21 protein-coding genes are annotated in these 20,989 nt (G+C 70.7%); 13 read left to right on the top strand and 8 right to left on the bottom strand.

Features of this window, described 5'->3' with window-relative positions; translation table 11 throughout:
• The first annotated feature begins 174 nt into the window (after nt 1–174).
• The 7 genes from ACZ4FV_RS21195 (at nt 175) to ACZ4FV_RS21225 (ending at nt 9,050) form a co-directional block, all read left to right on the top strand.
• On the top strand, nt 175–1,383 hold the full coding sequence (locus ACZ4FV_RS21195; protein WP_395866474.1) for an amidohydrolase: 1,209 nt from the start codon (nt 175–177) through the stop codon (nt 1,381–1,383).
• 399 nt (nt 1,384–1,782) lie between these two features.
• Entirely contained in the window at nt 1,783–2,892 is a 1,110-nt protein-coding gene (locus tag ACZ4FV_RS21200) for a BMP family lipoprotein (protein WP_395866472.1), read from the top strand.
• A gap of 128 nt (nt 2,893–3,020) precedes the next feature.
• Nucleotides 3,021–4,637, top strand: coding sequence for an ABC transporter ATP-binding protein (locus ACZ4FV_RS21205; protein ID WP_395866470.1), 1,617 nt, complete (start codon nt 3,021–3,023; stop codon nt 4,635–4,637).
• Entirely contained in the window at nt 4,634–5,968 is a 1,335-nt protein-coding gene (locus ACZ4FV_RS21210; protein WP_395866468.1) for an ABC transporter permease, read from the top strand. The genes ACZ4FV_RS21205 and ACZ4FV_RS21210 overlap by 4 nt, the downstream gene beginning before the upstream one ends.
• A 29-nt stretch (nt 5,969–5,997) precedes the next feature.
• Nucleotides 5,998–7,314, top strand: coding sequence for an ABC transporter permease (locus ACZ4FV_RS21215; protein WP_465323064.1), 1,317 nt, complete (start codon nt 5,998–6,000; stop codon nt 7,312–7,314).
• 5 nt (nt 7,315–7,319) lie between these two features.
• Nucleotides 7,320–7,709, top strand: a complete 390-nt coding sequence (locus tag ACZ4FV_RS21220) for a cytidine deaminase (protein ID WP_395866464.1) — start codon at nt 7,320–7,322, stop codon at nt 7,707–7,709.
• A gap of 54 nt (nt 7,710–7,763) precedes the next feature.
• A complete protein-coding gene (locus tag ACZ4FV_RS21225; RefSeq protein WP_395866462.1) occupies nt 7,764–9,050 on the top strand; it encodes a thymidine phosphorylase in 1,287 nt (428 codons plus the stop codon).
• 166 nt (nt 9,051–9,216) lie between these two features.
• On the opposite strand, the gene ACZ4FV_RS21230 is transcribed toward ACZ4FV_RS21225, so the two are convergent.
• Nucleotides 9,217–9,930 carry a nitroreductase family protein gene (locus ACZ4FV_RS21230; RefSeq protein WP_465323065.1) on the bottom strand — a complete coding sequence of 238 codons (714 nt, stop codon included), beginning with the start codon at nt 9,928–9,930 and terminating at the stop codon, nt 9,217–9,219.
• Nucleotides 9,931–9,998: 68 nt separating this feature from the next.
• On the opposite strand from ACZ4FV_RS21230, the gene ACZ4FV_RS21235 reads away from it, so the two are divergent.
• Nucleotides 9,999–10,397 carry a winged helix-turn-helix transcriptional regulator gene (locus ACZ4FV_RS21235; protein WP_395866458.1) on the top strand — a complete coding sequence of 133 codons (399 nt, stop codon included), beginning with the start codon at nt 9,999–10,001 and terminating at the stop codon, nt 10,395–10,397.
• 9 nt (nt 10,398–10,406) lie between these two features.
• Here the strand turns inward: ACZ4FV_RS21235 and ACZ4FV_RS21240 are convergent, their stop codons facing one another.
• A complete protein-coding gene (locus tag ACZ4FV_RS21240; protein WP_395866456.1) occupies nt 10,407–10,577 on the bottom strand; it encodes a hypothetical protein in 171 nt (56 codons plus the stop codon).
• A 66-nt stretch (nt 10,578–10,643) separates the two neighbouring features.
• Nucleotides 10,644–11,951 carry an MFS transporter gene (locus tag ACZ4FV_RS21245; protein WP_395866454.1) on the bottom strand — a complete coding sequence of 436 codons (1,308 nt, stop codon included), beginning with the start codon at nt 11,949–11,951 and terminating at the stop codon, nt 10,644–10,646.
• 63 nt (nt 11,952–12,014) lie between these two features.
• Between ACZ4FV_RS21245 and ACZ4FV_RS21250 the strand changes: the two genes are divergently transcribed.
• The 3 genes from ACZ4FV_RS21250 (at nt 12,015) to ACZ4FV_RS21260 (ending at nt 14,806) form a co-directional block, all read left to right on the top strand.
• Nucleotides 12,015–12,989, top strand: coding sequence for a LysR family transcriptional regulator (locus tag ACZ4FV_RS21250; RefSeq protein ID WP_402230370.1), 975 nt, complete (start codon nt 12,015–12,017; stop codon nt 12,987–12,989).
• A 65-nt stretch (nt 12,990–13,054) separates the two neighbouring features.
• Nucleotides 13,055–14,188: an adenosine deaminase gene (locus tag ACZ4FV_RS21255; RefSeq protein ID WP_402230373.1), complete on the top strand. Its 1,134-nt coding sequence runs from the start codon at nt 13,055–13,057 to the stop codon at nt 14,186–14,188.
• Nucleotides 14,189–14,407: 219 nt separating this feature from the next.
• Nucleotides 14,408–14,806, top strand: a complete 399-nt coding sequence (locus ACZ4FV_RS21260; RefSeq protein ID WP_395866447.1) for a hypothetical protein — start codon at nt 14,408–14,410, stop codon at nt 14,804–14,806.
• Between the two features lie 215 nt (nt 14,807–15,021).
• Here ACZ4FV_RS21260 and ACZ4FV_RS21265 read toward each other — a convergent pair whose 3' ends face one another.
• From ACZ4FV_RS21265 to ACZ4FV_RS21285, 5 genes are all read right to left on the bottom strand, one after another.
• Nucleotides 15,022–16,056 carry a trypsin-like serine peptidase gene (locus ACZ4FV_RS21265; protein WP_402230375.1) on the bottom strand — a complete coding sequence of 345 codons (1,035 nt, stop codon included), beginning with the start codon at nt 16,054–16,056 and terminating at the stop codon, nt 15,022–15,024.
• Nucleotides 16,057–16,190: 134 nt separating this feature from the next.
• A complete protein-coding gene (locus ACZ4FV_RS21270; protein ID WP_395866443.1) occupies nt 16,191–16,382 on the bottom strand; it encodes a PspC domain-containing protein in 192 nt (63 codons plus the stop codon).
• A 101-nt stretch (nt 16,383–16,483) separates the two neighbouring features.
• Entirely contained in the window at nt 16,484–17,134 is a 651-nt protein-coding gene (locus ACZ4FV_RS21275) for a hypothetical protein (protein ID WP_395866441.1), read from the bottom strand.
• A gap of 23 nt (nt 17,135–17,157) precedes the next feature.
• Nucleotides 17,158–18,810 carry an ATP-binding protein gene (locus ACZ4FV_RS21280; protein ID WP_395866439.1) on the bottom strand — a complete coding sequence of 551 codons (1,653 nt, stop codon included), beginning with the start codon at nt 18,808–18,810 and terminating at the stop codon, nt 17,158–17,160.
• Nucleotides 18,807–19,484 (bottom strand): response regulator transcription factor, encoded by a 678-nt coding sequence (locus tag ACZ4FV_RS21285; protein ID WP_174861367.1) that lies wholly within the window; start codon nt 19,482–19,484, stop codon nt 18,807–18,809. Before ACZ4FV_RS21285 ends, ACZ4FV_RS21280 begins: the two co-directional genes overlap by 4 nt.
• Before the next feature lie 166 nt (nt 19,485–19,650).
• On the opposite strand from ACZ4FV_RS21285, the gene ACZ4FV_RS21290 reads away from it, so the two are divergent.
• Both ACZ4FV_RS21290 and ACZ4FV_RS21295 read left to right on the top strand, forming a co-directional pair.
• Nucleotides 19,651–20,274 carry a SigE family RNA polymerase sigma factor gene (locus ACZ4FV_RS21290; RefSeq protein WP_395866437.1) on the top strand — a complete coding sequence of 208 codons (624 nt, stop codon included), beginning with the start codon at nt 19,651–19,653 and terminating at the stop codon, nt 20,272–20,274.
• A 321-nt stretch (nt 20,275–20,595) separates the two neighbouring features.
• A complete protein-coding gene (locus ACZ4FV_RS21295; RefSeq protein WP_395866435.1) occupies nt 20,596–20,928 on the top strand; it encodes a hypothetical protein in 333 nt (110 codons plus the stop codon).
• Nucleotides 20,929–20,989 lie beyond the last annotated feature (61 nt).

Consider the following 20,989-nt stretch of genomic DNA (forward strand, 5'->3'; position numbering starts at 1 on the left):
GCTTGGTTGATACGCGGCCGAGTGGGCAGAAGCCCGCCAATGACGAAACGGACGGACAGTCATACCCCTACCGGCGGTAGCGCATGCGCCGGCGGGAGGCTTTTTTCTCACCCGAACGGGGGTAATTCGCTCTCTACCACGTCGCGAAGGCCGATGCAACGTACTCTTGCGTGGGTGAGCGAATCCCTCCACGCCCAGGCCGCCGCCAAAGCCGCGGCTTTCGCCGACGAGCTGGTCGCCTTTCGACGCGACCTGCACATGCATCCGGAGCTGGGTCGGGAGGAGTTCCGTACCACCGGGCTCATCCGGGAACGGCTGGTACGCGCGGGCCTGAGCCCGCGGCTATTGCCCGGCACGGGCCTGGTGTGCGACATCAGACCCCAGCGGGCCTCGCCCGGCACCCGGACCGCGAGTGAGCGGATGATCGCCTTCCGCGGCGACATCGACGCGCTGCCGGTGGACGACGTCAAGGACGTGGCCTACCGCTCGACGGTGCCCGGCCGCGCGCACGCGTGCGGCCACGACGTGCACACCTCGATCCTGCTCGGCACGGGCCTGGTGCTCGCGGAGTTCGCCCGGGACGGGCTGTTGCCTCGCCCGGTGCGGCTGATCTTCCAGCCCGCCGAGGAGAAGCTGCCGGGCGGCGCGCTCGACGTGATCAAGGCGGGCGGCCTCGCGGGTGTCTCCGAGATCCACGCCATCCACTGCGACCCCAAGGTCGAGGTCGGCCGGGTCGGGCTGCGCGCGGGCGCGATCACCTCGGCCTGCGACCGGGTGGTGGTCACCCTCACCGGCGCGGGCGGCCACACCGCCCGTCCGCATCGCACCACCGACCTGGTCACCGCGCTGGCCAAGCTCGCCTCGGAGCTGCCCTCGGCGTTCTCCCGGCGGATCGACCCGCGCTCGGGCGCGAGCCTGGTGTGGGGGCGGATCCAGTCCGGCTCCGCGCCGAACGTGATCCCGCAGCACGGCGAGCTGGAGGGCACCCTGCGCTGCCTCGACCTGGAGGCGTGGCGGCAGGCTCCGGACGTGATGCACGAGCTGGTGGACGCGATCGCCTCGACCTACGGCGCCAAGTGGGAGCTCGAACACCACCGGGGCGTGCCGCCGGTGGTCAACGACCCCGACGCGGTCGCCTCGATGCGCACGGTCGCCACCGGGGTGCTGGGCGCGAGCGCGGTCGAGAGCACCGAGCAGAGCCTGGGCGGCGAGGACTTCTCGTGGTTCCTGGACCAGGTCCCCGGCGAGCTCACCCGGCTCGGCGTGCGACCCGCCGGGCACCCCGTATACGACCTGCACCAGGGGAGTTTCGACGTCGACGAGCGGGCGATCGGGGTCGGGGTGCGACTCTTCGCCGGGCTGGCGTTGCGGCCCTTTCGTTGACCCCGACCGGACCGGGTGCGCGCCGCGCGGGCGGGTGCGCCGAGAAGGGACGTATGCGGAACTGTTAACCGCCGCGACCCCGGTCCCCGTTCCTCCCGCGTTCGTAAGTCTGTAATGTTCCGACCCGGTGCCGTTCGATCACGTGCGGCACCGGGTCTTTTCCGTCTGTCACGTCGCGGACTGCCCGGTTCCGCGCCGACCCGTTTCCGCTCCGGCTACTCGGCCGGGCTAACGGGGCGTGTTGCGGTGGCGATTCACGGTTTTTGTCGCTCATATTCTTTTACTAGGTATGCTCTCCGACGGCTAGCAGGTCTACGCGCGTTTACCAGGGATGCAAGCGCGTCAGAGTCTGCATCTGGGAGCAGCGCCCGAAGGGGCGCTCATCGGAAGGAGACACCCGTGCGCCGGGTATCCAAGGTGACCGCGGCTGCGGTCGGCGTCACTCTCGCCCTTACTGCCACCGCCGCGTGCGGTAGCAAGCCCAAGGACGACGACAAGAAGTCGAATGGCAGCAGTGCCACCCCGGGTGGTACGCAAGCGACCAAGATCGACTTCAAGGCATGCATGGTGACGGACACCGGCGGCATCGACGACCGCTCCTTCAACGCCTCCTCGTGGGCGGGTCTGCAGCAGGCCAAGTCGGAGCTCGGCGTCGACGTGAAGTACATCACCTCGAAGACCGAGAACGACTACGTGCCGAACCTGAACAGCCTCGTGAACGACAAGTGCGGCCTGATCATCGCGGTCGGCGGCCTGATGGCCGACGCGACCAAGGCCGCCGCGACGACGCACAAGGACCAGAAGTTCGCGATCGTCGACTCGTCCAGCATCGAGCCGAACGTGCAGGGTCTGCAGTTCAACACGGCCGAGGCCGGCTTCCTCGGCGGCTACCTCGCCGCGGGCTACTCCAAGACCGGCAAGGTCGCCACCTTCGGCGCGAAGGCGATCCCGCCGGTCACCGTGTTCATGGACGGCTACGTCCAGGGCGTCAAGTACTACAACCAGACCAAGGGCAAGAACGTCCAGGTCATCGGTTGGGACGAGGTCAAGGGCGACGGTTCGCTCACGGAGAAGTTCGACTCGCCCTCCGACGGTGAGCGCACCGCCAACGACTTCATCGCCCAGGGCGCCGACGTGATCATGCCGGTCGCCGGTCAGACCGGCCTCGGTGCCACCTCCGCCGTGCAGAAGAGCAACGGCAAGGCGAGCGTCATCTGGGTCGACACGGATGGCTACGAGAGCGCCTCGCAGTACAAGACGGTGTTCCTGTCGACCGTGACCAAGGACATCAAGGGCCAGGTGTTCAACGCGGTCAAGGCCGCGGCGACGAACCAGTTCACCACCAAGTCCACGATCGGCACGCTGGCGAACAACGGGGTCGGCCTGGCGCCGTTCCACGACTTCGACGCGAAGGTCCCCGCCGACCTCAAGAGCGAGCTGGACACGGTCAAGGCCGACATCATCAGCGGCAAGATCAAGATCACCTCGAAGAACCAGCCGAAGAGCTGACTTCGACGATCGGGCGCCGCGGAAGCAGATTCCGCGGCGCCCGTGTCCGTACCGCCCGGGCCCCGAGGGGACCCGGGTCGAACCCGTAGCGGCCCCTCGCGGGGGGCGTAGCCGAGGAGGTCTCCGCGTTGAAGCTCGAACTGCGCGGAATCACGAAACGGTTCGGGTCGCTGGTCGCCAACGACCACATCGACCTGACCGTCGAGCCGGGGGAGATCCACTGCCTTCTCGGTGAGAACGGTGCCGGCAAGTCGACCCTGATGAACGTGCTCTACGGGCTCTACGAGCCCACCGAGGGCGAGATCGTGGTCGACGGCACCCCCCGCAAGTTCCGGACCGCCGGCGACGCGATCGACGCGGGCATCGGCATGGTCCACCAACACTTCATGCTGGTCCCGGTCTTCACCGTCGCCGAGAACGTCATGCTCGGCCACGAGGAGACCAAGCCGCTGGGCTGGCTGGACCGCCGTCGGGCCCGCAAGAAGGTGCTCGACCTCGTCGACGAGTACGGCCTCAAGGTCGACCCGGACATGTTGGTCGAGGACCTCCCCGTCGGTCTGCAACAGCGGGTGGAGATCCTCAAGGCGCTGGTGCGCGACGCCAAGGTGCTCATCCTGGACGAGCCCACCGCGGTGCTCACCCCGCAGGAGACCGAGGAACTGTTCCGGGTGATGCGCGCGCTGCGTGCCTCCGGCCACTCCATCGTGTTCATCACGCACAAGCTCAAAGAGGTCAAGGCGGTCGCCGACCGGATCACCGTGATCCGGCGCGGCAAGGTCGTCGGCACCGCGGACCCCGCCTCCTCGGAGAAGGAACTCGCGTCGCTGATGGTCGGCCGGCCGGTCAAGCTGGTGGTCGACAAGCCCGAGGCGAAGCCGGGCGCGGTCCGGCTGGAGATCGACGACCTGACCGTGCTCGACGGCAACGGCCAGGCCGTGGTGGACCGGGTCGACCTGCGCCTGCGCGAGGGCGAGATCCTGGGCATCGCGGGCGTGGACGGCAACGGCCAGAGCGAGTTGACCCAGGCCATCCTGGGCCTGCGTACGCCCGCCGCCGGGAAGATCAGCCTGGACGGACACGACCTCGCGGGCCGCACCCCGCGGCAAATCCTCAACTCCGGCGTCGGCTTCGTGCCCGAGGACCGTCAGCACGACGGCATCGTCGGCGAATTCACGGTGGCCGAGAACCTGGTGTTGGACATGGTCACCCAGCCGCCGTTCGGTCGCCGCGGATCGATCAACCCGGGCGCGGTGCGCGACAACGCGCGCAAGCGGGTCGAGGAGTTCGACATCCGCACCCAGACCATCGACTCGCCGGCCGGCACGCTGTCCGGCGGCAATCAGCAAAAGGTCGTCGTGGCGCGCGAACTCTCTCGCCCACTGCGGCTGTTCATCGCCTCGCAGCCCACCCGAGGGGTGGACGTGGGGGCGATGGAGTTCATCCACAAGCGGATCGTGGCCGAGCGCGACGTCGGCACCCCGGTGATCATCGTGTCCACCGAGTTGGACGAGGTGGTCGCGCTGGCCGACCGGATCGCGGTGATGTATCGCGGTCGGATCGTGGACATCGTGCCGCCCACCACGTCCCGGGGCGACCTGGGTCTGCTGATGGCCGGCGTGATCCCGAACCGGGACGGGGCCCAGGCGAGTGCACCGGCCGGCGCCACCGCGGCGACCACGAAGCCGGACGCGGCCGAGACCGCCATCGACAGCGACGAAACCCCGGGGGAGGAGGACCCAGCGTGACCGAGGACAACAAGAGCACGCCCGGCGAGCCGAGCGAGGCGAAGCCGGCCCTGAACGAGAAGACGGCCGGGCCGGGCGGGGCGAGCCCGTCGGCGCCGCCGAAGCCCTCGCTCGGTCGGGCCGTGCTCGACGCGATCATCACCGGCAACTCGGCCGTGGTGACCTTCCTGGCGATCGTGCTCGCGCTGGTCGTCGGCGGCATCCTGATGATCCTCGCGGACCAGGACGTGCTCGACGAGTACAAGTACTTCTTCGCCGCCCCCGGCGAGGCGCTCTCCAGCTCCTGGACCCTGGTCTCGGACGCCTACACGGCGATGTTCAAGGGTGCGATCGTCAACCCGGACACCTTCTCCGACGGTTCGGTCGAGGAAATCTTCCGGCCGATCTCCGAGACGATCACCCAGGCCACGCCGCTGATCTTCGGCGGTCTCGCGGTCTCGATCGCCTTCCGGACCGGGTTGTTCAACATCGGTGCGCAGGGCCAGATCATCGCCGGCGCGGTGTTCGCGTCGTGGGTCGGGTTCGTCGTCGACCTGCCACCGGTGATCCACCTGGTCTTCGTGATCCTCGCCGGCGTGATCGGCGGCGGCCTGTACGCGGGCATCGCCGGTTTCCTCAAGGCCCGCTACGGCGCGCACGAGGTGATCGTGACGATCATGCTCAACCACATCGCGGTGCTGCTGCTCGGCTGGCTGCTGACCACCGACGCCTTCCGCCGGGGCGGTCAGTCGCAGCCGATCGGCAAGGACGCGAACGAGAACGCGGTGCTGCCGAACCTGTTCGGCGACAACCTGCGGATCCACTTCGGCATCATCCTGGCGCTGCTCGCGGCCGGGGTCTACTGGTGGCTGCTGAACCGCTCCACGCTCGGGTTCGAGCTGCGCGCGGTGGGCTCCAACCCGGACGCGGCGCGTACGGCGGGCATGAGCGTGGCCCGCGCGCAGATCCTGGCGATGGTGATAGCCGGTGCGATGGCCGGTCTCGCCGGTGTCTCGCAGGTGATGAGCTCGACCAACCCGGCGCACACGCTGACCCCGAGCATCGACGCCGGTATCGGCTTCGACGCGATCACCGTGGCCCTGCTCGGCCGTACCAAGCCGCTGGGCACCGTGCTGGCCGCACTGCTGTTCGGCGCGCTGCGCGCGGGCGGCTCGACCATGCAGGCGTCCGCGAACGTGTCCGTCGACATCGTCATCGTCATCCAGGCCGTGATCGTGCTGTTCGTCGCCGCGCCGCCGCTGGTGCGCTCGATCTTCCGGCTGCGCGGGGCCCGCAAGGGTGCCGAGGGCGGGCCGTTGGCCGCCAAGGAGACCGTGGGGGTCCAGGCATGAGCGAGCGGAACCCTGAAGGAGGCACGCAGGTGGCGGACACCGTGATCGCCCCCCACGTGGAGGCACCGGTGAACCCCACCGGCGAGGCCGCCGACGTGGTGCGGGCCGCGGCTCGCAAGAAGGCCCTGATCACGGGCATCGGCTTCGTCCTGGTCGGGCTGTACGCGCTGTGGGCGTTCGGCTTCGGTACCAAGAGCGGCGTCGACGCGGTCTTCGGGATGAACGTGCCCAACCGCGACACCACCGAGGTCGGCGACCTGTCGCTGCCCGCGCGGGCCGTCGCGATCGCGATGTCCGTGGTGTGCATGATCGCGGGCGGGCTGCGGATCGCGCTGGATCGCTCGCGCATGGCGATCCGCCTGAGCATCGCGCTGTTCCTGGTCGCGTTCGTGATCGCGTTCCTCGTGTGGGCGGTCGCGGGCAAGCAGATGTCCTTCGCCGGCGCCCTGCAGAACACGCTGCTGGCCGCCGTGCCGCTCGTGCTCGGCGCGCTCGCGGGCGTGATCGGCGAGCGCTCCGGCGTGGTCAACATCGCCATCGACGGTCAGTTCCTGTTCGGCGCGTTCGCCGCCGCGCTCACCGCCTCGGTCACCGGGTCGCTGTGGGCGGGGCTGGCCGCGGGCGCCGTGGCCGGTGGGCTGATCGGCGCCCTGCTCGCGGTCTTCGCGGTGCGCTACCTGGTCGAGCAGGTCGTCCTCGGTGTGGTGATCAACCTGCTGGTCACCGGCATCACCGGCTTCCTGTACACGCAGCTCCTGCAGAAGGACCCCGAGGGTTACAACAACCCGGGCGTGTTCGAGAACATCCGGATCCCCGGCCTCGCCGACATCCCGGTGATCGGCCCGGTGCTGTTCGACGTCAACATCATCGTGTACCTGATGTACGCGCTGGTCGTGATCGTGCAGCTCGGCCTGTTCCACACCCGCTGGGGTCTGCGGGCCCGCGCGGTGGGCGAGCACCCGACGGCGGCGGACACGGTGGGCATCAAGGTCAACGCGACGCGCTACCGCAACGTGATGATGGCGGGCCTGATCGCCGGCATCGGCGGCGCGTTCCTGACCATCGGCACGGTGGGCACGTTCTCGAAGGACATGACCTCGGGCGCGGGCTACATCGCGCTCGCGGCGGTCATCTTCGGGCGCTGGCGTCCGCTGGGCGCGGTGGCCGCGGCGCTGCTGTTCGGCTTCACGAGCGCGCTGGCCACGTCGTTGCAGCCGCTGAACACGTCGATCCCGAGCCAGTTCCTGCAGATGATGCCGTACGTCGTGACGATCTTCGCGGTGGCCGGTCTGGTCGGCAAGGTGCGCGCGCCCGCGGCGGCCAACAAGCCCTACACGAAGGGCTGACGGGGGTGCCGGAGATTGATTGGCGCGCGCTGCGGGACGCGGCGACCGCGGCGATGCGGGGTGCGTACGCGCCGTACTCGAAGTATCCGGTCGGCGCCTCGGCGCTGGTGGACGACGGCCGGATCGTGTCCGGGTGCAATGTGGAGAACGCGTCGTACGGTCTCACGTTGTGCGCGGAGTGCGGCCTGGTGTCCGCGCTGCACGCGAGCGGCGGCGGCAGGCTCGTGGCGTTTTGCTGCGTGGACAGCGAGGGCGCGGTCCTGATGCCGTGCGGGCGCTGCCGACAACTGCTGTGGGAGCACGGCGGCGCCGAGATGTTGTTGGAAACCAAGCACGGGGTACGGCCGTTGCGGGAGATCCTGCCGGATGCCTTCGGGCCCGACGATCTTCGCTAGCACGAGCTCGTGACCCGAACAGGTCGCCTCGGCGGCCAAGAGAGAACGGACAGCATGGACGCGATTTCGGTCATCCGTACGAAGCGGGACCGCGGTGAACTGACGGCGGCTCAGATCGACTGGGTGGTCGATGCGTACACGCGCGGCGAGGTCGCGGACGAGCAGATGTCCGCGCTCGCGATGGCCATCCTGCTCAACGGCATGAACGCGACCGAGATCAGCCGCTGGACCGAGGCGATGATCGCCTCGGGCGAGCGGATGGACTTCTCGGGGCTGTCCCGGCCGACCGCGGACAAGCACTCGACCGGTGGCGTCGGCGACAAGATCACCCTGCCGCTCGCGCCGCTGGTCGCCGCGTGCGGCGTCGCCGTCCCGCAGTTGTCGGGGCGCGGGCTGGGCCACACCGGCGGAACGCTGGACAAGCTGGAGGCCGTGCCCGGGTGGCGTGCGGCGCTGTCCAACGACGCGATGATGCGCGTGCTCGAGGACGTCGGCGCGGTGATATGCGCGGCGGGCGACGGTCTCGCTCCGGCGGACAAGAAGCTGTACGCGCTGCGCGACGTGACCGGCACGGTCGAGGCCATACCGCTGATCGCCAGCTCGATCATGAGCAAGAAGATCGCCGAGGGCACCGGGGCGCTGGTGCTCGACGTCAAGGTCGGCTCCGGCGCGTTCATGAAGGACCTGGCCGACGCGCGCGAACTGGCGCGCACCATGGTCCGGCTGGGTGTGGACCACGGGGTCAAGACGGTCGCGCTGCTGACCGACATGTCCACCCCGTTGGGGCTGACCGCGGGCAACGCGCTGGAGGTCCGCGAGTCGGTCGAGGTGCTCGAGGGCGGCGGTCCGGCGGACGTGGTCGAGCTGACCCTCGCGCTCGCGCGCGAGATGCTCGCGGCGGCCGGGCAGACCCGGATCGACCCGGCGGACGCGCTGCGCGACGGCTCCGCGATGGACGTGTGGCGCCGGATGATCCAGGCCCAGGGCGGCGACCCGGACGCGAAGCTGCCGGTGGCGCGCGAGACCCAGGTGGTCACCGCGGCCTCGTCCGGCGTGCTGACCCGGATGGACGCCTACGAGGTCGGCGTCGCGGCCTGGCGCCTGGGCGCGGGCCGGGCCCGCAAGGAGGAGCGGGTCCAGGCCGGCGCGGGCGTCGAACTGCACGCCAAGCCGGGCGACATGGTCACCGCCGGGCAGCCGCTGATGACTCTGCACACGGACACGCCGGAGCGGTTCGACTACGCCAGCGAGATCCTCGCCGACGCGGTCACGATCGCGCCGGCCGGCACCGCCTTCGAGGCCACCCCGATCCTGATCGACCGGATCGGCCCGACGGCCTGACGCTCCCCCGCGCACGACGAGGCCCTCGACTCCCGACCGGGAGCCGAGGGCCCGTTCGTGTACGGGCAGGCTCGCGTCCGGCAGCCGTCCGCGCGGCACCCGGGGCACGACACATCGGTCCTCCCGCGCGCCGACGGACCCGCCGAGATCCCGGGACGGATCCCGGTCACGACCCCGCGGCGCCGTATCGGCCGTGGAAGACGTTGCGCTCCAGGGCCCGGCGCCCGGGATGGCGCCGCTCCTCGGCCGGTCGGCCGACGGCGACGATCAGCGCGATCGCCAGGTCGTCGCGGTCCGCGACGCCGATCGCCCGTTTGACCAGGTCCTCGTCCCAGCCGTTCATCGGCGACGTGGCCAGACCCAGTTCGGTCGCGGCGAGCATGACGTACGTGGCGGCGATCATCGCGTCCTTGACCGCGTACTCGCGCAACAACCCGCGCGCCGCCAGGCCTTGCTGGAACTCCTGGGAGGCGGCCGCGAACATGGTCACGAACTCCTCGCTCCAGGCGCCGTTGCGGCGTGCCGACGCGTACACGTCGGCACGCTCCTCGCGCCAGGCCTGCGGCTCGGCGACGAAGACCAGCAGGACCGGCGCCTCCAGGGCCTGCGGTTGGCCGCCGGTGGCCTCGATCAGGCCCGCGCGGCCCACGTCGTCGGTGACCACCACGATCGAACGGTCCTGGAGGTTCCAGCTCGTGGGGGCCTCGACGGCGAGTTCGAGCAGCGTGCGCAGGGTTTCGGCGGGGACCGGCTCGGGGCGGTAGTGGCGGACGGTGCGGCGGGTGCGGATGGCCTCGGCCACCGAGTGGGCCCGGATCGAAGTGCCGTTGCCCGACCCGTGGTCGGCCGGTGTGCGGGTGTTCGACGTGTGGTTGCTCATGGCCACAATTCTTGGAGAGTCACTCTCCAGAAGGAAGTAGGCACTAATTGGTGCGCTACTCTCCTCTCATGGTGACCATCGTCGAATCGGTCGGCCTCCCCGCCGACGTCTACAGCGCCAAGTGCGCGACGCGTCAGGTGCTGGACCACATCGCCGGCAAGTGGACGGTGCTGATCGTGGACGCGCTGCGGGACGGCACGATGCGGTACACGGACCTGAGCCGGCGGATCGAGGGGGTGTCGCAGAAGATGCTCACGCAGACCCTGCGCAGCCTGGAGACGGACGGCTTCGTGCTGCGTACGGTGACCCCGACCATCCCGCCCCGGGTGGACTACGAACTCACCGAGCTCGGCCGCAGCCTGGGCGGGCCGATCCGCGCGCTGCGCGAGTGGACCGAGACGCACATCAACGAGATCGAGCGGGCCAGGATCGTGACCGCCGAGCGCAAGGCGGCCCAGGGCTACTGACCGCGTCGGTCACAATGCCCGCAGGAGCAGCGCGGTGATCGCCACGGCCGAGGCGAGGATCACGAACAGGCAGCCGAGCAGCGCGCAGCCCGCGCGCACGGTGTGCGGTCGGTACACCCGGCCGAAGTCGTCGCGGTCGCCCGGGCGGGGTCCCGGGGACGGGTCGTGCCGCTCGTCCATGGCGCCCCGGCATGCCAAAGCCGGCGGAGGGCCCGATCGGGCCCTCCGCCGGCCTGTGCGCACCGTTCAGGCGGTGGAGCGCACGTGTTGCGCGCGGGGCCGCCGCCGGATCGCCGCGGACGCCGTCGCCGCGCCGGTCACCCGGCCGTTGAGCCCGAAGGCCACCCACCCCGCCGCCGCCATCAGCACCAGCACGAGGAGCACCGCGCCCGCCCAGCCGTGACCGTGGAAGGCGACGCCGCCGATCGGTCCGCCCACGCTCGCGCCGAGGTAGTAGGCCGCCAGGTACAGCGCGGACGCCTGCGCGCGGCCCTCGGTGACCCGCAGGCCCACCGCCGAACTGGCCGCCGAGTGGCCCGCGAAGAAACCCGCCGTGAGCACGATCAGGCCCACCACGACCAGCGCCAGGTTGTCCGGCAGGGTCAGCAGCGCGCCCGCGGCGGTGATCGCCGCCGCGGCCCACAACGTCGCGCGGTGCCCGATCCGGCCGACCAGTCGACCCGACGCGGCCGAACTGAAGGTGCCCGCCAGGTAGATCACGAAGATCGCGCCGACCACCGTCTGCGGCAGCCCGAACGGCTCGGCGAGCAGCCGGTAGCCGAGGTAGTTGTAGACCGTGCCGAACGCCGCCATGAAGACCATGCCGAGCAGGTACAGCCGGCGCAGCACCGGATCGGCCAGGTGCGAGCGCAGCACGCCGGTGAGTTGCCGGGCGGTCATGGTCGAGGGGGTGAAGTTGCGCGACGGCGGCAGCAATACCCGGAAGGCGACCGCCGACCCGAGCGCCAGCAGGCCGACAGCCACCAGCGCGACCCGCCACCCGCCCAGGTCCGAGGCCAGGCCGGTGACCAGTCGGCCGCCCATGCCGCCGATGCTGTTGCCCGCCACGTACAAGCCCATCGCCGAGCCGAGCGAGGGGCCGTCGACCTCTTCGGCGAGGTAGGCCATCGCGGTCGCGGGCAACCCGGCCAGCGCCACGCCCTGCACCGCGCGCAGCGCCACCAGGGTGCCGAAGTCCGGTGCGAACGCGGCCAGTACGCCCAGCAGGGCCGCGCCGAACACGGAGATCGTCATCACCCGGGAGCGGCCCCACCGCTCGGACAACATGCTCACCGGGATCACCGCCAGGGCCAGTGCGCCGGTGGTCACCGACACGGACAGGCTGGCCGTCGCGGGGTCCAGGTGGAACCCGTCGGACAACTCCGGCAGCAGCGTCTGGGTGGCGTAGAGCATCGCGAAGGTCGAACAGCCCGCGGCGAACAGTGCCAGGTTGACCCGACGGTAGGCGCGCGAGCCGCGCGTGTGCCGGACGGGAGCGGCGGTGATCGGGTCGGTGGTTGGGGCGGGGTCCGAAGCACTGTTCGATGCGGGCATGTGTACGAAACTAGGCCGCGTCGTTTCATGCGTCCAATGCATGTTTAGGCCACAATCCATGCTGTGTCGTATGACAGCAGATCAGCCGAGGTTTCCGCGGCCATCGCCCCGCTCCTGACGCAATTCGCCGCGGTCGCACGCGAGGAGCACATCACGCGGGCCGCCGCCGGGCTGGGTGTTCCGCAGCCCACGCTCAGTCGCACGATGGCCCGACTGGAGGCCGACGTGGGTGTCCCGCTGCTGGCCCGGACCGGGCGCGGGGTCGTGCTCACCCGGCAGGGTCACACCCTGCTCGGCTACGTGGAACAGGCGCTCGCGCTGCTGGAGCGCGGGCTGGACGAGGTGATCGAGGACGCGGGTGGGGCGCGCGGCAAGGTCGCGTTCGGGTTCCTGCACACGATGGGCCCCGAGGCGGTGCCCGGCCTGCTGCGCGCCTTTCGGGTACACCACCCCGGAATCCGGTTCCAGTTGGTCCAGGACTCCGCCTCGGCGATGTTGGAGCGGATGCGGGCCGGCGAACTCGACCTGTGCCTGACCGCGCCGCTGCCGGACGCGCCGGACCTGGCCGTGCGCGCGCTGGACGATCAGCGGCTCTACCTGGTGGTGCCGGCCGACCATCGGCTCGCGCACCGCCGCCGGGTGCGGTTGGCCGAGGCGGCCGAGGAGGTGTTCGTGTGCATGGAGCCGGGCTACGGGATGCGCCGGATCACCGACGCGCTGTTCGCCGAGGCGGGGTTCGTGCCCAGGATCGCCTTCGAGGGCGAGGAGGCCGAGACGTTGCGCGGCCTGGTCGCGGCGGGCCTGGGCGTGTCGCTGCTGCCCGCCCCCGACGCCCCGCGCCCGGGCACCGTACACCTGGCCGTCACCGCCCCCCGGGCCTTCCGCACGATCGGCCTCGCCTGGATGCCGGCCCGCCCCGAAACCACCCCCGTACGCCTGTTCCGCGAATTCGCCCTCGGCCGCCGCGGCCATCTCCTGCACCCCGAGCATGCCCAGCCCACCCCTCGCGACCCGGCGCCGCCACAAGCCGCCCGGTAGGCCACCCGCAAAGCCGGCCCGAGGAAGAGCAGATGATCTACGCGCGTAGGCAGTAAAGTCCTTTCATGTACAGCAGTCACCCGAACACGCCCGCTGCCTCGCCCACGGTCGAGCAGATCCGGCGCGCACCCAAAGTCCTGCTCCACGACCACCTCGACGGTGGGCTCCGCCCCGCCACGATCATCGAACTCGCCGAGGCAATCGGATACGACCGCCTCCCCGACACCGACCCCGAGGCGCTCGGCACGTGGTTCCGCGAGGCAGCCGACTCCGGCTCGCTGGAGCGCTACCTGGAGACCTTCGACCACACCGTGGCGGTGATGCAGACCCGCGAGGGCCTGTTCCGGGTCGCCGCCGAATGCGCCGAGGACCTCGCCGCCGACGGTGTCGTCTACGCCGAGATCCGCTACGCCCCCGAACAACACCTGGAAGCCGGCCTGACCCTGGACCAGGTGGTCGAGGCGGTCGAGGCGGGTTTCCGCGAGGGCGAGCGCCGCGCGGCCGAGGCGGGCAACCGGATCAAGGTCGGCGCGCTGCTCACCGCGATGCGGCACGCGGCCCGCTCGCTGGAGATCGCCGAACTCACCAACCGGCACCGCGACATGGGCGTGGTCGGCTTCGACATCGCCGGCGCCGAGGCGGGCTTCCCGCCCACGCGCCACCTGGACGCGTTCGAGTACCTCAAGCGGGAGAACAACCACTTCACCATCCACGCCGGCGAGGCGTTCGGCCTGCCGTCGATCTGGCAGGCGCTCCAGTGGTGCGGCGCGGACCGCCTGGGCCACGGCGTGCGGATCATCGACGACATCACGGTCAAGGACGACGGCGGTGTCGAACTCGGCCGGCTCGCCGCATACGTGCGCGACAAGCGCATCCCGCTGGAGATGTGCCCGACCTCGAATCTGCAGACCGGCGCCGCCACGTCCTACGCGGATCACCCGATCGGCCTACTGCGCCGACTCTATTTTCGGGTGACCGTGAACACTGACAACCGTTTGATGAGCGGTACGTCGATGACCCGGGAGTTCGAGCACCTCGTCGAGGCGTTCGGCTACGGCTTGGACGACCTGGCCTGGTTCACCGTGAACGCGATGAAGAGCGCCTTCCTGCCCTTCGACGAGCGGCTCGCGATGATCAACGAGGTGATCAAGCCCGGCTATGCCGCGCTCAAGTCGGAATGGCTTTTCGGTCGGAACTGACCTTTCGTGGGTGCGCCCGACCGATTAAGACCGATTCAGACAGATTCGGACCGGTTCGGATCGCGGGCGCACCCCGAGGCCCCTCCGGGTTCGGGTGAACGGTCCGGCCCGGCTCGAAGGGGATGTTTTGCGCATTCCGCGTCCGATTCGCTACGTTGCGGTCTCACTTCGTAACGGGGTGTGTCTCGCCCCGCCCGAATCGAGAAACCGAGGATGCACATGCGATCGGTAACGCGTAAGGCGGCCATCACGGCCGGGCTCGGCGCGGCAATGGCAGCGGGCGCCGCAGGCTCCGCGAGCGCCATGCCGGTGACCGACCTGGTCGAGGGACTGGCCCCGGCCGCCGCAACGGCCCAGGCGGCCCTGCCGGATGCCGCCGCGCCGTTCCCGCTGTCCCAGGTCACCGACCAGCTCCCCGTCGGCGAGGTGCTCACCCCGGGCCACACGGCCGGGACCATGGCCCGCAGCATGGAGCAGGGTATGACCGGCTTCGCCGCGCAGGGCGCCCCGGCCAAGGGCGGCCTGGGCTCGCCGCTCAACACGCTGCCGACGGGCGAGTCCTCGCCGCTTGGTGGTACGCCGCTCGGGGACCTGCCGCTGGGTGGCCTTTCTCTCTGACACCCGCATCGGGTTCCGCACCTGCCGCCGGGCCGGGTCGTCGGCGCGGAACCGGTCGGTCCTGTCGTGCCACGGGCCGTGTCCATCGCGCGTCGATCCTGCGCGAGGACACGGCTTCGTCGCGCCGCACGCACGGCGTCGCCGCGCCCGCACGGCTTCGGCCCGCCGGCCCCGCCCCCTCACCCGCCGCCGACCCGTCACCGGCCGGCGACCCGTCACAGCGAGTCGTACATGTCCTTCGCCACATCGCCCAGATACGGCCCCGTCATGGTGCGCGAGTTCCGCGTGGTCACCCCCAGCGAGACGTTGCTCACCAGGTAACTTCGCCCGTCCACCTCGGCGAACCAGCCGCCGCCGGAGGACCCGCCGGTCATCGTGCAGCCCATCCACAACATGTCCGGCTGCGGCCAGCCGTCCTCACGGAAGTCCGTGGTCGGCGACGAGCACGTGTAGAGCGCGGTGCCGTCGTAGGGCGTGTCCCCCGGGTAGCCGAACGACTGCACGCGAAGGTGTCGCGGCGCGTTCCAGAGCACGTCCGCGCCCGCCCCCGCCGTGTCCTCCAGAGTGCGCCCGCCGCGCGAGTCGACGATGAAGGCGCCGTAGTCGAACGGTGACGCGCTCGCGTCCCTGCCGCCCGGATCGGCGTTCTGCGCCCACTGGTTGCTCACCGTGATCCGCCGGGCCGGCCACCGTCCGTACGGTTCGCGCTCCGCCGGGGTGCGACCCGCGCCGTTGTACGCGGGCACGAAGGTGACCCTGTCGTAGAAGTCCCCGTCCCGGCCACCGTGCAGACAGTGCGCCGCCGTCCACACCATGTTGCCGGTGGAGTGGTGCACGACCGTGCCGCTGCACTCGGCGACGCCCTCCGGCGTCCGGAAGAAGATCTTGCCCCGGATCGCCGTGTCGGGCTCGGTGTACGGCGGGGTCACCCGGCGCGCCTGGATCGTCGGCGGTTGGCGGTAGTCCGCCTCGGGCTGCTGCTGCTCCTGGTCGGGCAACTGCGGCGGCTGTTGGTCGGGCGAGATCTCCGCGCCCCGGGGCTTGGCCTCGTCCTGCCGGTCCTGGTCCCAGAACCCCCGGGTGTCCTCGACGTCCCTGTCGCTGTACTGCTTCGAGTTCATCGCCTGGGTGCGCCCGGCCTCGACCGCCAGCGTGCCGCTGAGCACCAGCCCGACCAGGGTCACCAGGACGCCGGCGAACACCGACATCGTGATGATGAGGTTCTTGTTGTGCGTGCTTCCCGGTTGCATGTCCCCGCCCCCCGACCGAGCGCACGGCCCGGAACCCTCCGGTCCCGCGAGACCACTCGATCGAACCGCCTACCCATCCGTTGATCGGATGATAGGCGCCGATGCGGTCGGGCCGTTGCCCCGTCCCGCCCGGCTCAGTCCTGGGGCAGCAGGATCCACAGCGCGATGTACAGCAGGAACTGCGGGCCCGGCAGCAGGCAGGAGAGCACGAACACCACGCGGACGGTGGTGACGGACCAGCCGTAGCGGCGGGCGATGCCGGCGCAGACGCCGGCGATCCGGCGGCCGTGACGCGGGCGACTGAGGGTCGCGGTGCTCATGGTCATGGCGGTTCCTCCTCGATGCGGCGGCGCCTGACGCGGCGTCGTCGTACTTCGAAGGTAGGACGATTCGGACCCGGCCACATCCATCGCAGGACCCGCCTTGCTCATCCGCCTTGGGGAGTAAGGGTCTTCCCGGAGGGGCGGGACTGCGGCCAGTCCTTGTCGAACGCCGACGGCGGACCGGAGGCCCGGGCGCCGGGGGACGGCGTGGCAGTGGTCTTGCGGCTGATGTCGAGGTAGTTCTCGCACCGGTAGCTCTCCGGCGGCGTGCGCCGACCCGCGAGCAGCACCGTGTCGCCGCCGGACGCGCTCTGCAGCGTGCAGACCACCTGCCCGAGCGCGATCGTGGCCAGCGCCGACAGCGGCGCGTCCAGCCGGAAGAGGGTGGGCGGGTCACCCTCGCGCCGGTCGGCCGCGATCAGGCCGCCGGCGGGCAGCGCGGTGGTGTACCCCTCCAACGCCTCGGCGTCGTTGGGGCCCAGGTGCAACTCCTCCAGGAGCTGGTTGACCTGGTCGGTGCGTGGCTTGTCCGGGACCGCCTCGGCGGGCCGCAGCACCAACCGCCCGCCCCGGGGCAGCGCCTGGAGCCGGTTGTCCTTCACCAGGTAGACGATGTGCCGCTCCGAGCCGGGCAGCCGGCTCTGCGCGGACGGCGCCGTACGATTGGCCGGCTTCCCGGCCCCCACCGGTCCCTCGGTCGGCCGGATCCCGCACGACGTGAGCGCGGCGAGCACCCCGGTCGTCGCGAAGATCACGATCGGAAGCCGCCGGCGGGGTCTCAACGCCTGTCTCCTCGCTCGTCGTGCGTGCCGGCACCGTTGCCGCCGAGGTCGGCGCCGGCGTGCTCCGGGTGCTCCGCGTTCTCGGCGTCCAGGTCGGCGTGCACACCGTCGTCCTCGACGCCCTCGTCCGGGTCGATTATCTCTTCGAGCTCGGGTGGCACCAGCGGCAGGCGCAGGGTGAACTTGGCACCGCCGCCCGGCATGTTCGACGCGTACGCGGTACCGCCGTGGATCCGCGCGTTCTCCATCACGATGGACAGTCCCAACCCGCTGCCCTCGGACCGCGCCCGCGAACTGTCCGCCTTGTAGAACCGGTCGAACACGTGCGGCAGTACGTCCTCGGGGATGCCCGGGCCGGTGTCGGAGACCTCGATCACGAGATCCTCCTCCGGACCGGCGAGCATTCCGGGTATCGCCACGCGCGGTTCGTGGTGGATCTCGACGGTCACCGGCGAGCCGCCGTGCCGCAACGCGTTGCCGACCAGGTTGGAGACCATGACGTCCAGTCTGCGCGGGTCCACCCGGGCCAGGATGCCCCGGGGTGCCCGAAGGTCCACCGCGTCCATCCAGGCGCGCGCGTCCAGGCACGCGGTGACCAGGTCGGTGATGTCCACCTCGTCCGCGACCAGCGCGGCGGTGCCCGCGTCGAAGCGGGACACCTCCATCAGGTCCTCGACCAGCGTGGCCAGCCGCTCGATCTCGGCGACCACCAACCGGGCGGCCGGCGCGCCCTGCTCGCCGAGGCTGTCCGCCTCCTCCTCGAGCAACTCGCTGACCGCGGTCATCGCCGCCAACGGGGTGCGCAGTTCGTGCGAGACGTCCGCGACGAAGCGGCGCGAGGACGACTCCAGCGCGCGCAACTCGGCGACGCTGCGCTCCAGCTTCTCCGCCGCGTCGTTGAACGTCCGGGACAGGTCGGCGAGTTCGTCCGAGCCGCGCACGTCCAGCCGGGTGTCCAGGCGACCCGCGCCCAGCTCGCGCGCGGCGTGCCCGAGCCGGCGTACCGGGCGCAGGATGTGCCGCGCGGCGAACAGCGCGACCACCGCCGCCGCGCCCAGCGCCAGCAGGGTGCCCACGATCAGGTAGCGGGCCAGCGAGTTGAGGTCGGCCTGTTCGTCCTTGAGCGACTTGAACATGTAGCCGGTGGGCCCGTTGGGCACCACCTTGGTGCCGCCGACCAGGTAGGGCTGTCCCTCGATGTCGATCCGCTGGAAGTACATGTGGAAGCCGCCACCGCCGTCCGCGGTCTGCACCACGCGCTGCAGCTTCGCGGGCACCCGCTCCAGCGGGAACCGGGTCGGGTCGGAGGCGACCGGGCGGCCGTCGGTGCCGACCAGGACCACGGAGTAGCCGAAACTGCTCTCCCGCATCTGGTCGACGGCGGGCCCCAGATCGGCCTGGTCCGGGTGCTCCGGGAGACCCGCGGAGACTCGGCCGAGGTTGTCCCGGAACTCGGTGAGCACCGAGTCCTGCGCGCGCTCCAGCACGGCGGTCCGGGTCAGCCAGTAGGCGATGCCGGACGCGGCGACCGCGGCGATCAACGCGACCAGCGCGAAGGCGACGAGTACCCGGAACCGCAACGAGCGCAGCTTCAGGGTCGGGGCGACCCGGCGGACGATCCGGCGTACCAGCGGCGGCCGGCCCGTCACTGGGGCGGGTCGAGGCGGTAGCCGACGCCCCGGACGGTGCGGATCAGTGTCGGCGCGGACGGGGTCTGCTCCACCTTGGCGCGCAGTCGCTGGACGCACGCGTCCACCAGGCGCGAGTCGCCGAGGTAGTCGTGCTCCCACACCAGGCGCAACAACTGCTGCCGGGAGAGCGCCTGACCGGGCCGCCGGCTCAGCTCGACCAGGAGCCGCAGCTCGGTCGGGGTGAGCTGGAGCTCCTCGCCGGCCTTGGTCACCGTCATCGCGTTGCGGTCGACCACCAGGTCGCCGAACACCGACGCGTCGGACACCTCGCGCTCGCCGCGGCGCAACACCGCGCGGATGCGGGCGTCCAGCACGCGCGGCTGGACCGGCTTGACCACGTAGTCGTCGGCGCCGGACTCCAGGCCGACCACCACGTCGATGTCGTCGTTGCGCGCGGTGAGCAGGATGATCGGCAGCGAGTCGGTGCGGCGGATCCGCCGGCACACCTCGAAGCCGTCGATGCCCGGCAACATCACATCGAGCACGATCAGGTCGGGGCGCTGCTCGCGCCACCGTTCCAGGCCGGCCTCACCGGTGGCGGCGGTGACCACGCGATGGCCCTGGCGCCCCAGGGCGAGTTCGAGTCCGGTTCGTACGGACTCGTCATCCTCGATAAGCAGCAGGTAGGGCACGCAGGCCATTGTGTCTGACGTCACGGCTGGGAAGAACACGGGGAGGCCCCTTCCGGTTCGCCGCCCGAGGTCGCTGTTGCATACCTGTGACAGCTCGCCGACCTGACGATGAAGCCCGCCCAGCAGGCTGTACATCGTGAACGAGCGCCGAACCGGGGGAGAAGTCATGCAGTCCCAGACGCAGTCGCAGGGCATCCGCAAGGACAACCGCCGTACCGTCGTCGCCCTTGCCCCGCTGAACGGCAACGCGCGTAGTGCTTCGTGCACGGACAGTGTCGACGACGAATTCACCGCGTATGTCCGTGAGCGCCGGTCGGCGCTGTTCGCCACCGCGTACCACCTCACGGGTGACCGCAACGAGGCCGAGGACCTGTTGCAGAGCGCGTTGATGAGCACGTACCAGGCGTGGGGTCGGATCCAGGACAAGGCCGCGCTGGGCGGTTACCTGCGCCGCACGATGACCAACCTGCATATATCGGCCTGGCGTCGTCGCCGGATCAACGAGTACCCCTCGGAGGAGCTGCCCGAGCGTCCGGACGGTTCGGACTCGATGGGCGACACCGAGTTGCGTGCGGTGCTCTGGCGCGCGCTGGCCAAGCTGCCCGAGCCGCAGCGCACCATGCTGGTGCTGCGCTACTACGAGGGTCGCACCGACCCCGAGGTGGCCGAGGTGCTCGGATGCAGCGTCGGCACGGTCAAGTCGAGCATCTGGCGCGCGCTGCGCCGGCTGCGCGAGGACGACGCGCTGAGCTTCGGTGCCGACGAGGCGTTCGCCGAACTCGTCGCCTGAGCCCGGGACTTCGTCGCCCGAGCTGTGCCCGGTCGGCCGATCCCACTCGTGTTCGCGATCCGCGTGCGCCGTGCGCACTCGCTCGCCCACGTCTTTCTCTCGTGTCGCGGTATCCCTGTGCAGTTGTGCGTCGTACCGGTGTCGATGCGTCCCGGGCCGAAGGTGTGTCATCGGCAGGGACGGCGGATGGGGCTGTGACGGTTCCGTCGAATTGGGAGCGAATTCGGGACATCGGCGCACGGGGCGCCGAATTGCGCTCGACGTAGCCGAGTGGCTACGTTGCGTGGTCAATCTCCTAGTCGACTGGGAAGGGCCACCGCCATGTCCTCCGTTCTTCGCACCGTGCTCGCCGCCACATCCCTCGGCGCCGCCGCCGCGTTCGGCATCGCCGGGAGCGCCACGGCCGCGCCCGTCGCGCCCGACGAGATCTCCCGTACCGACGTGCCCGCGGCCGGCCAGGGCGCCGCTGCGGCGACCGGAGCCGTGCTCGGCGTCGTGGAGCGCGCGCAACTCAACCCGATGAACGGCGGCGGCCTGAACCCGCTGTCCAACAGCGTCGGCACCGACGTGGGTGACACGCCGGTCGGCACCAGCCTGGTCACCGGCGACCTCGCCGACGGGATGACCGTGCAGGAAGCGCTCGATCGGCTCTGAGCCGGCCGGCCACCGCACCCGGCGCCCGTCGGCGCCCTGCCGCGAGGCCCGCGCCCGTCTA

The sequence above is a fragment of the Embleya sp. NPDC025285 genome (genome assembly GCF_055558835.1).

Excerpts from the sequence above, each read along its gene's own strand:
- ACZ4FV_RS21245 (WP_395866454.1), bottom strand. The coding sequence starts at position 11,951 with ATGCCCGCATCGAACAGTGCTTCGGACCCCGCCCCAACCACCGACCCG.
- ACZ4FV_RS21230 (WP_465323065.1), bottom strand. The coding sequence starts at position 9,930 with ATGAGCAACCACACGTCGAACACCCGCACACCGGCCGACCACGGGTCG.
- ACZ4FV_RS21260 (WP_395866447.1), top strand. The coding sequence starts at position 14,408 with ATGCGATCGGTAACGCGTAAGGCGGCCATCACGGCCGGGCTCGGCGCG.
- ACZ4FV_RS21235 (WP_395866458.1), top strand. The coding sequence starts at position 9,999 with ATGGTGACCATCGTCGAATCGGTCGGCCTCCCCGCCGACGTCTACAGC.
- ACZ4FV_RS21225 (WP_395866462.1), top strand. The coding sequence starts at position 7,764 with ATGGACGCGATTTCGGTCATCCGTACGAAGCGGGACCGCGGTGAACTG.
- ACZ4FV_RS21290 (WP_395866437.1), top strand. The coding sequence starts at position 19,651 with ATGCAGTCCCAGACGCAGTCGCAGGGCATCCGCAAGGACAACCGCCGT.
- ACZ4FV_RS21240 (WP_395866456.1), bottom strand. The coding sequence starts at position 10,577 with ATGGACGAGCGGCACGACCCGTCCCCGGGACCCCGCCCGGGCGACCGC.
- ACZ4FV_RS21295 (WP_395866435.1), top strand. The coding sequence starts at position 20,596 with ATGTCCTCCGTTCTTCGCACCGTGCTCGCCGCCACATCCCTCGGCGCC.
- ACZ4FV_RS21265 (WP_402230375.1), bottom strand. The coding sequence starts at position 16,056 with ATGCAACCGGGAAGCACGCACAACAAGAACCTCATCATCACGATGTCG.
- ACZ4FV_RS21270 (WP_395866443.1), bottom strand. The coding sequence starts at position 16,382 with ATGACCATGAGCACCGCGACCCTCAGTCGCCCGCGTCACGGCCGCCGG.
- ACZ4FV_RS21255 (WP_402230373.1), top strand. The coding sequence starts at position 13,055 with ATGTACAGCAGTCACCCGAACACGCCCGCTGCCTCGCCCACGGTCGAG.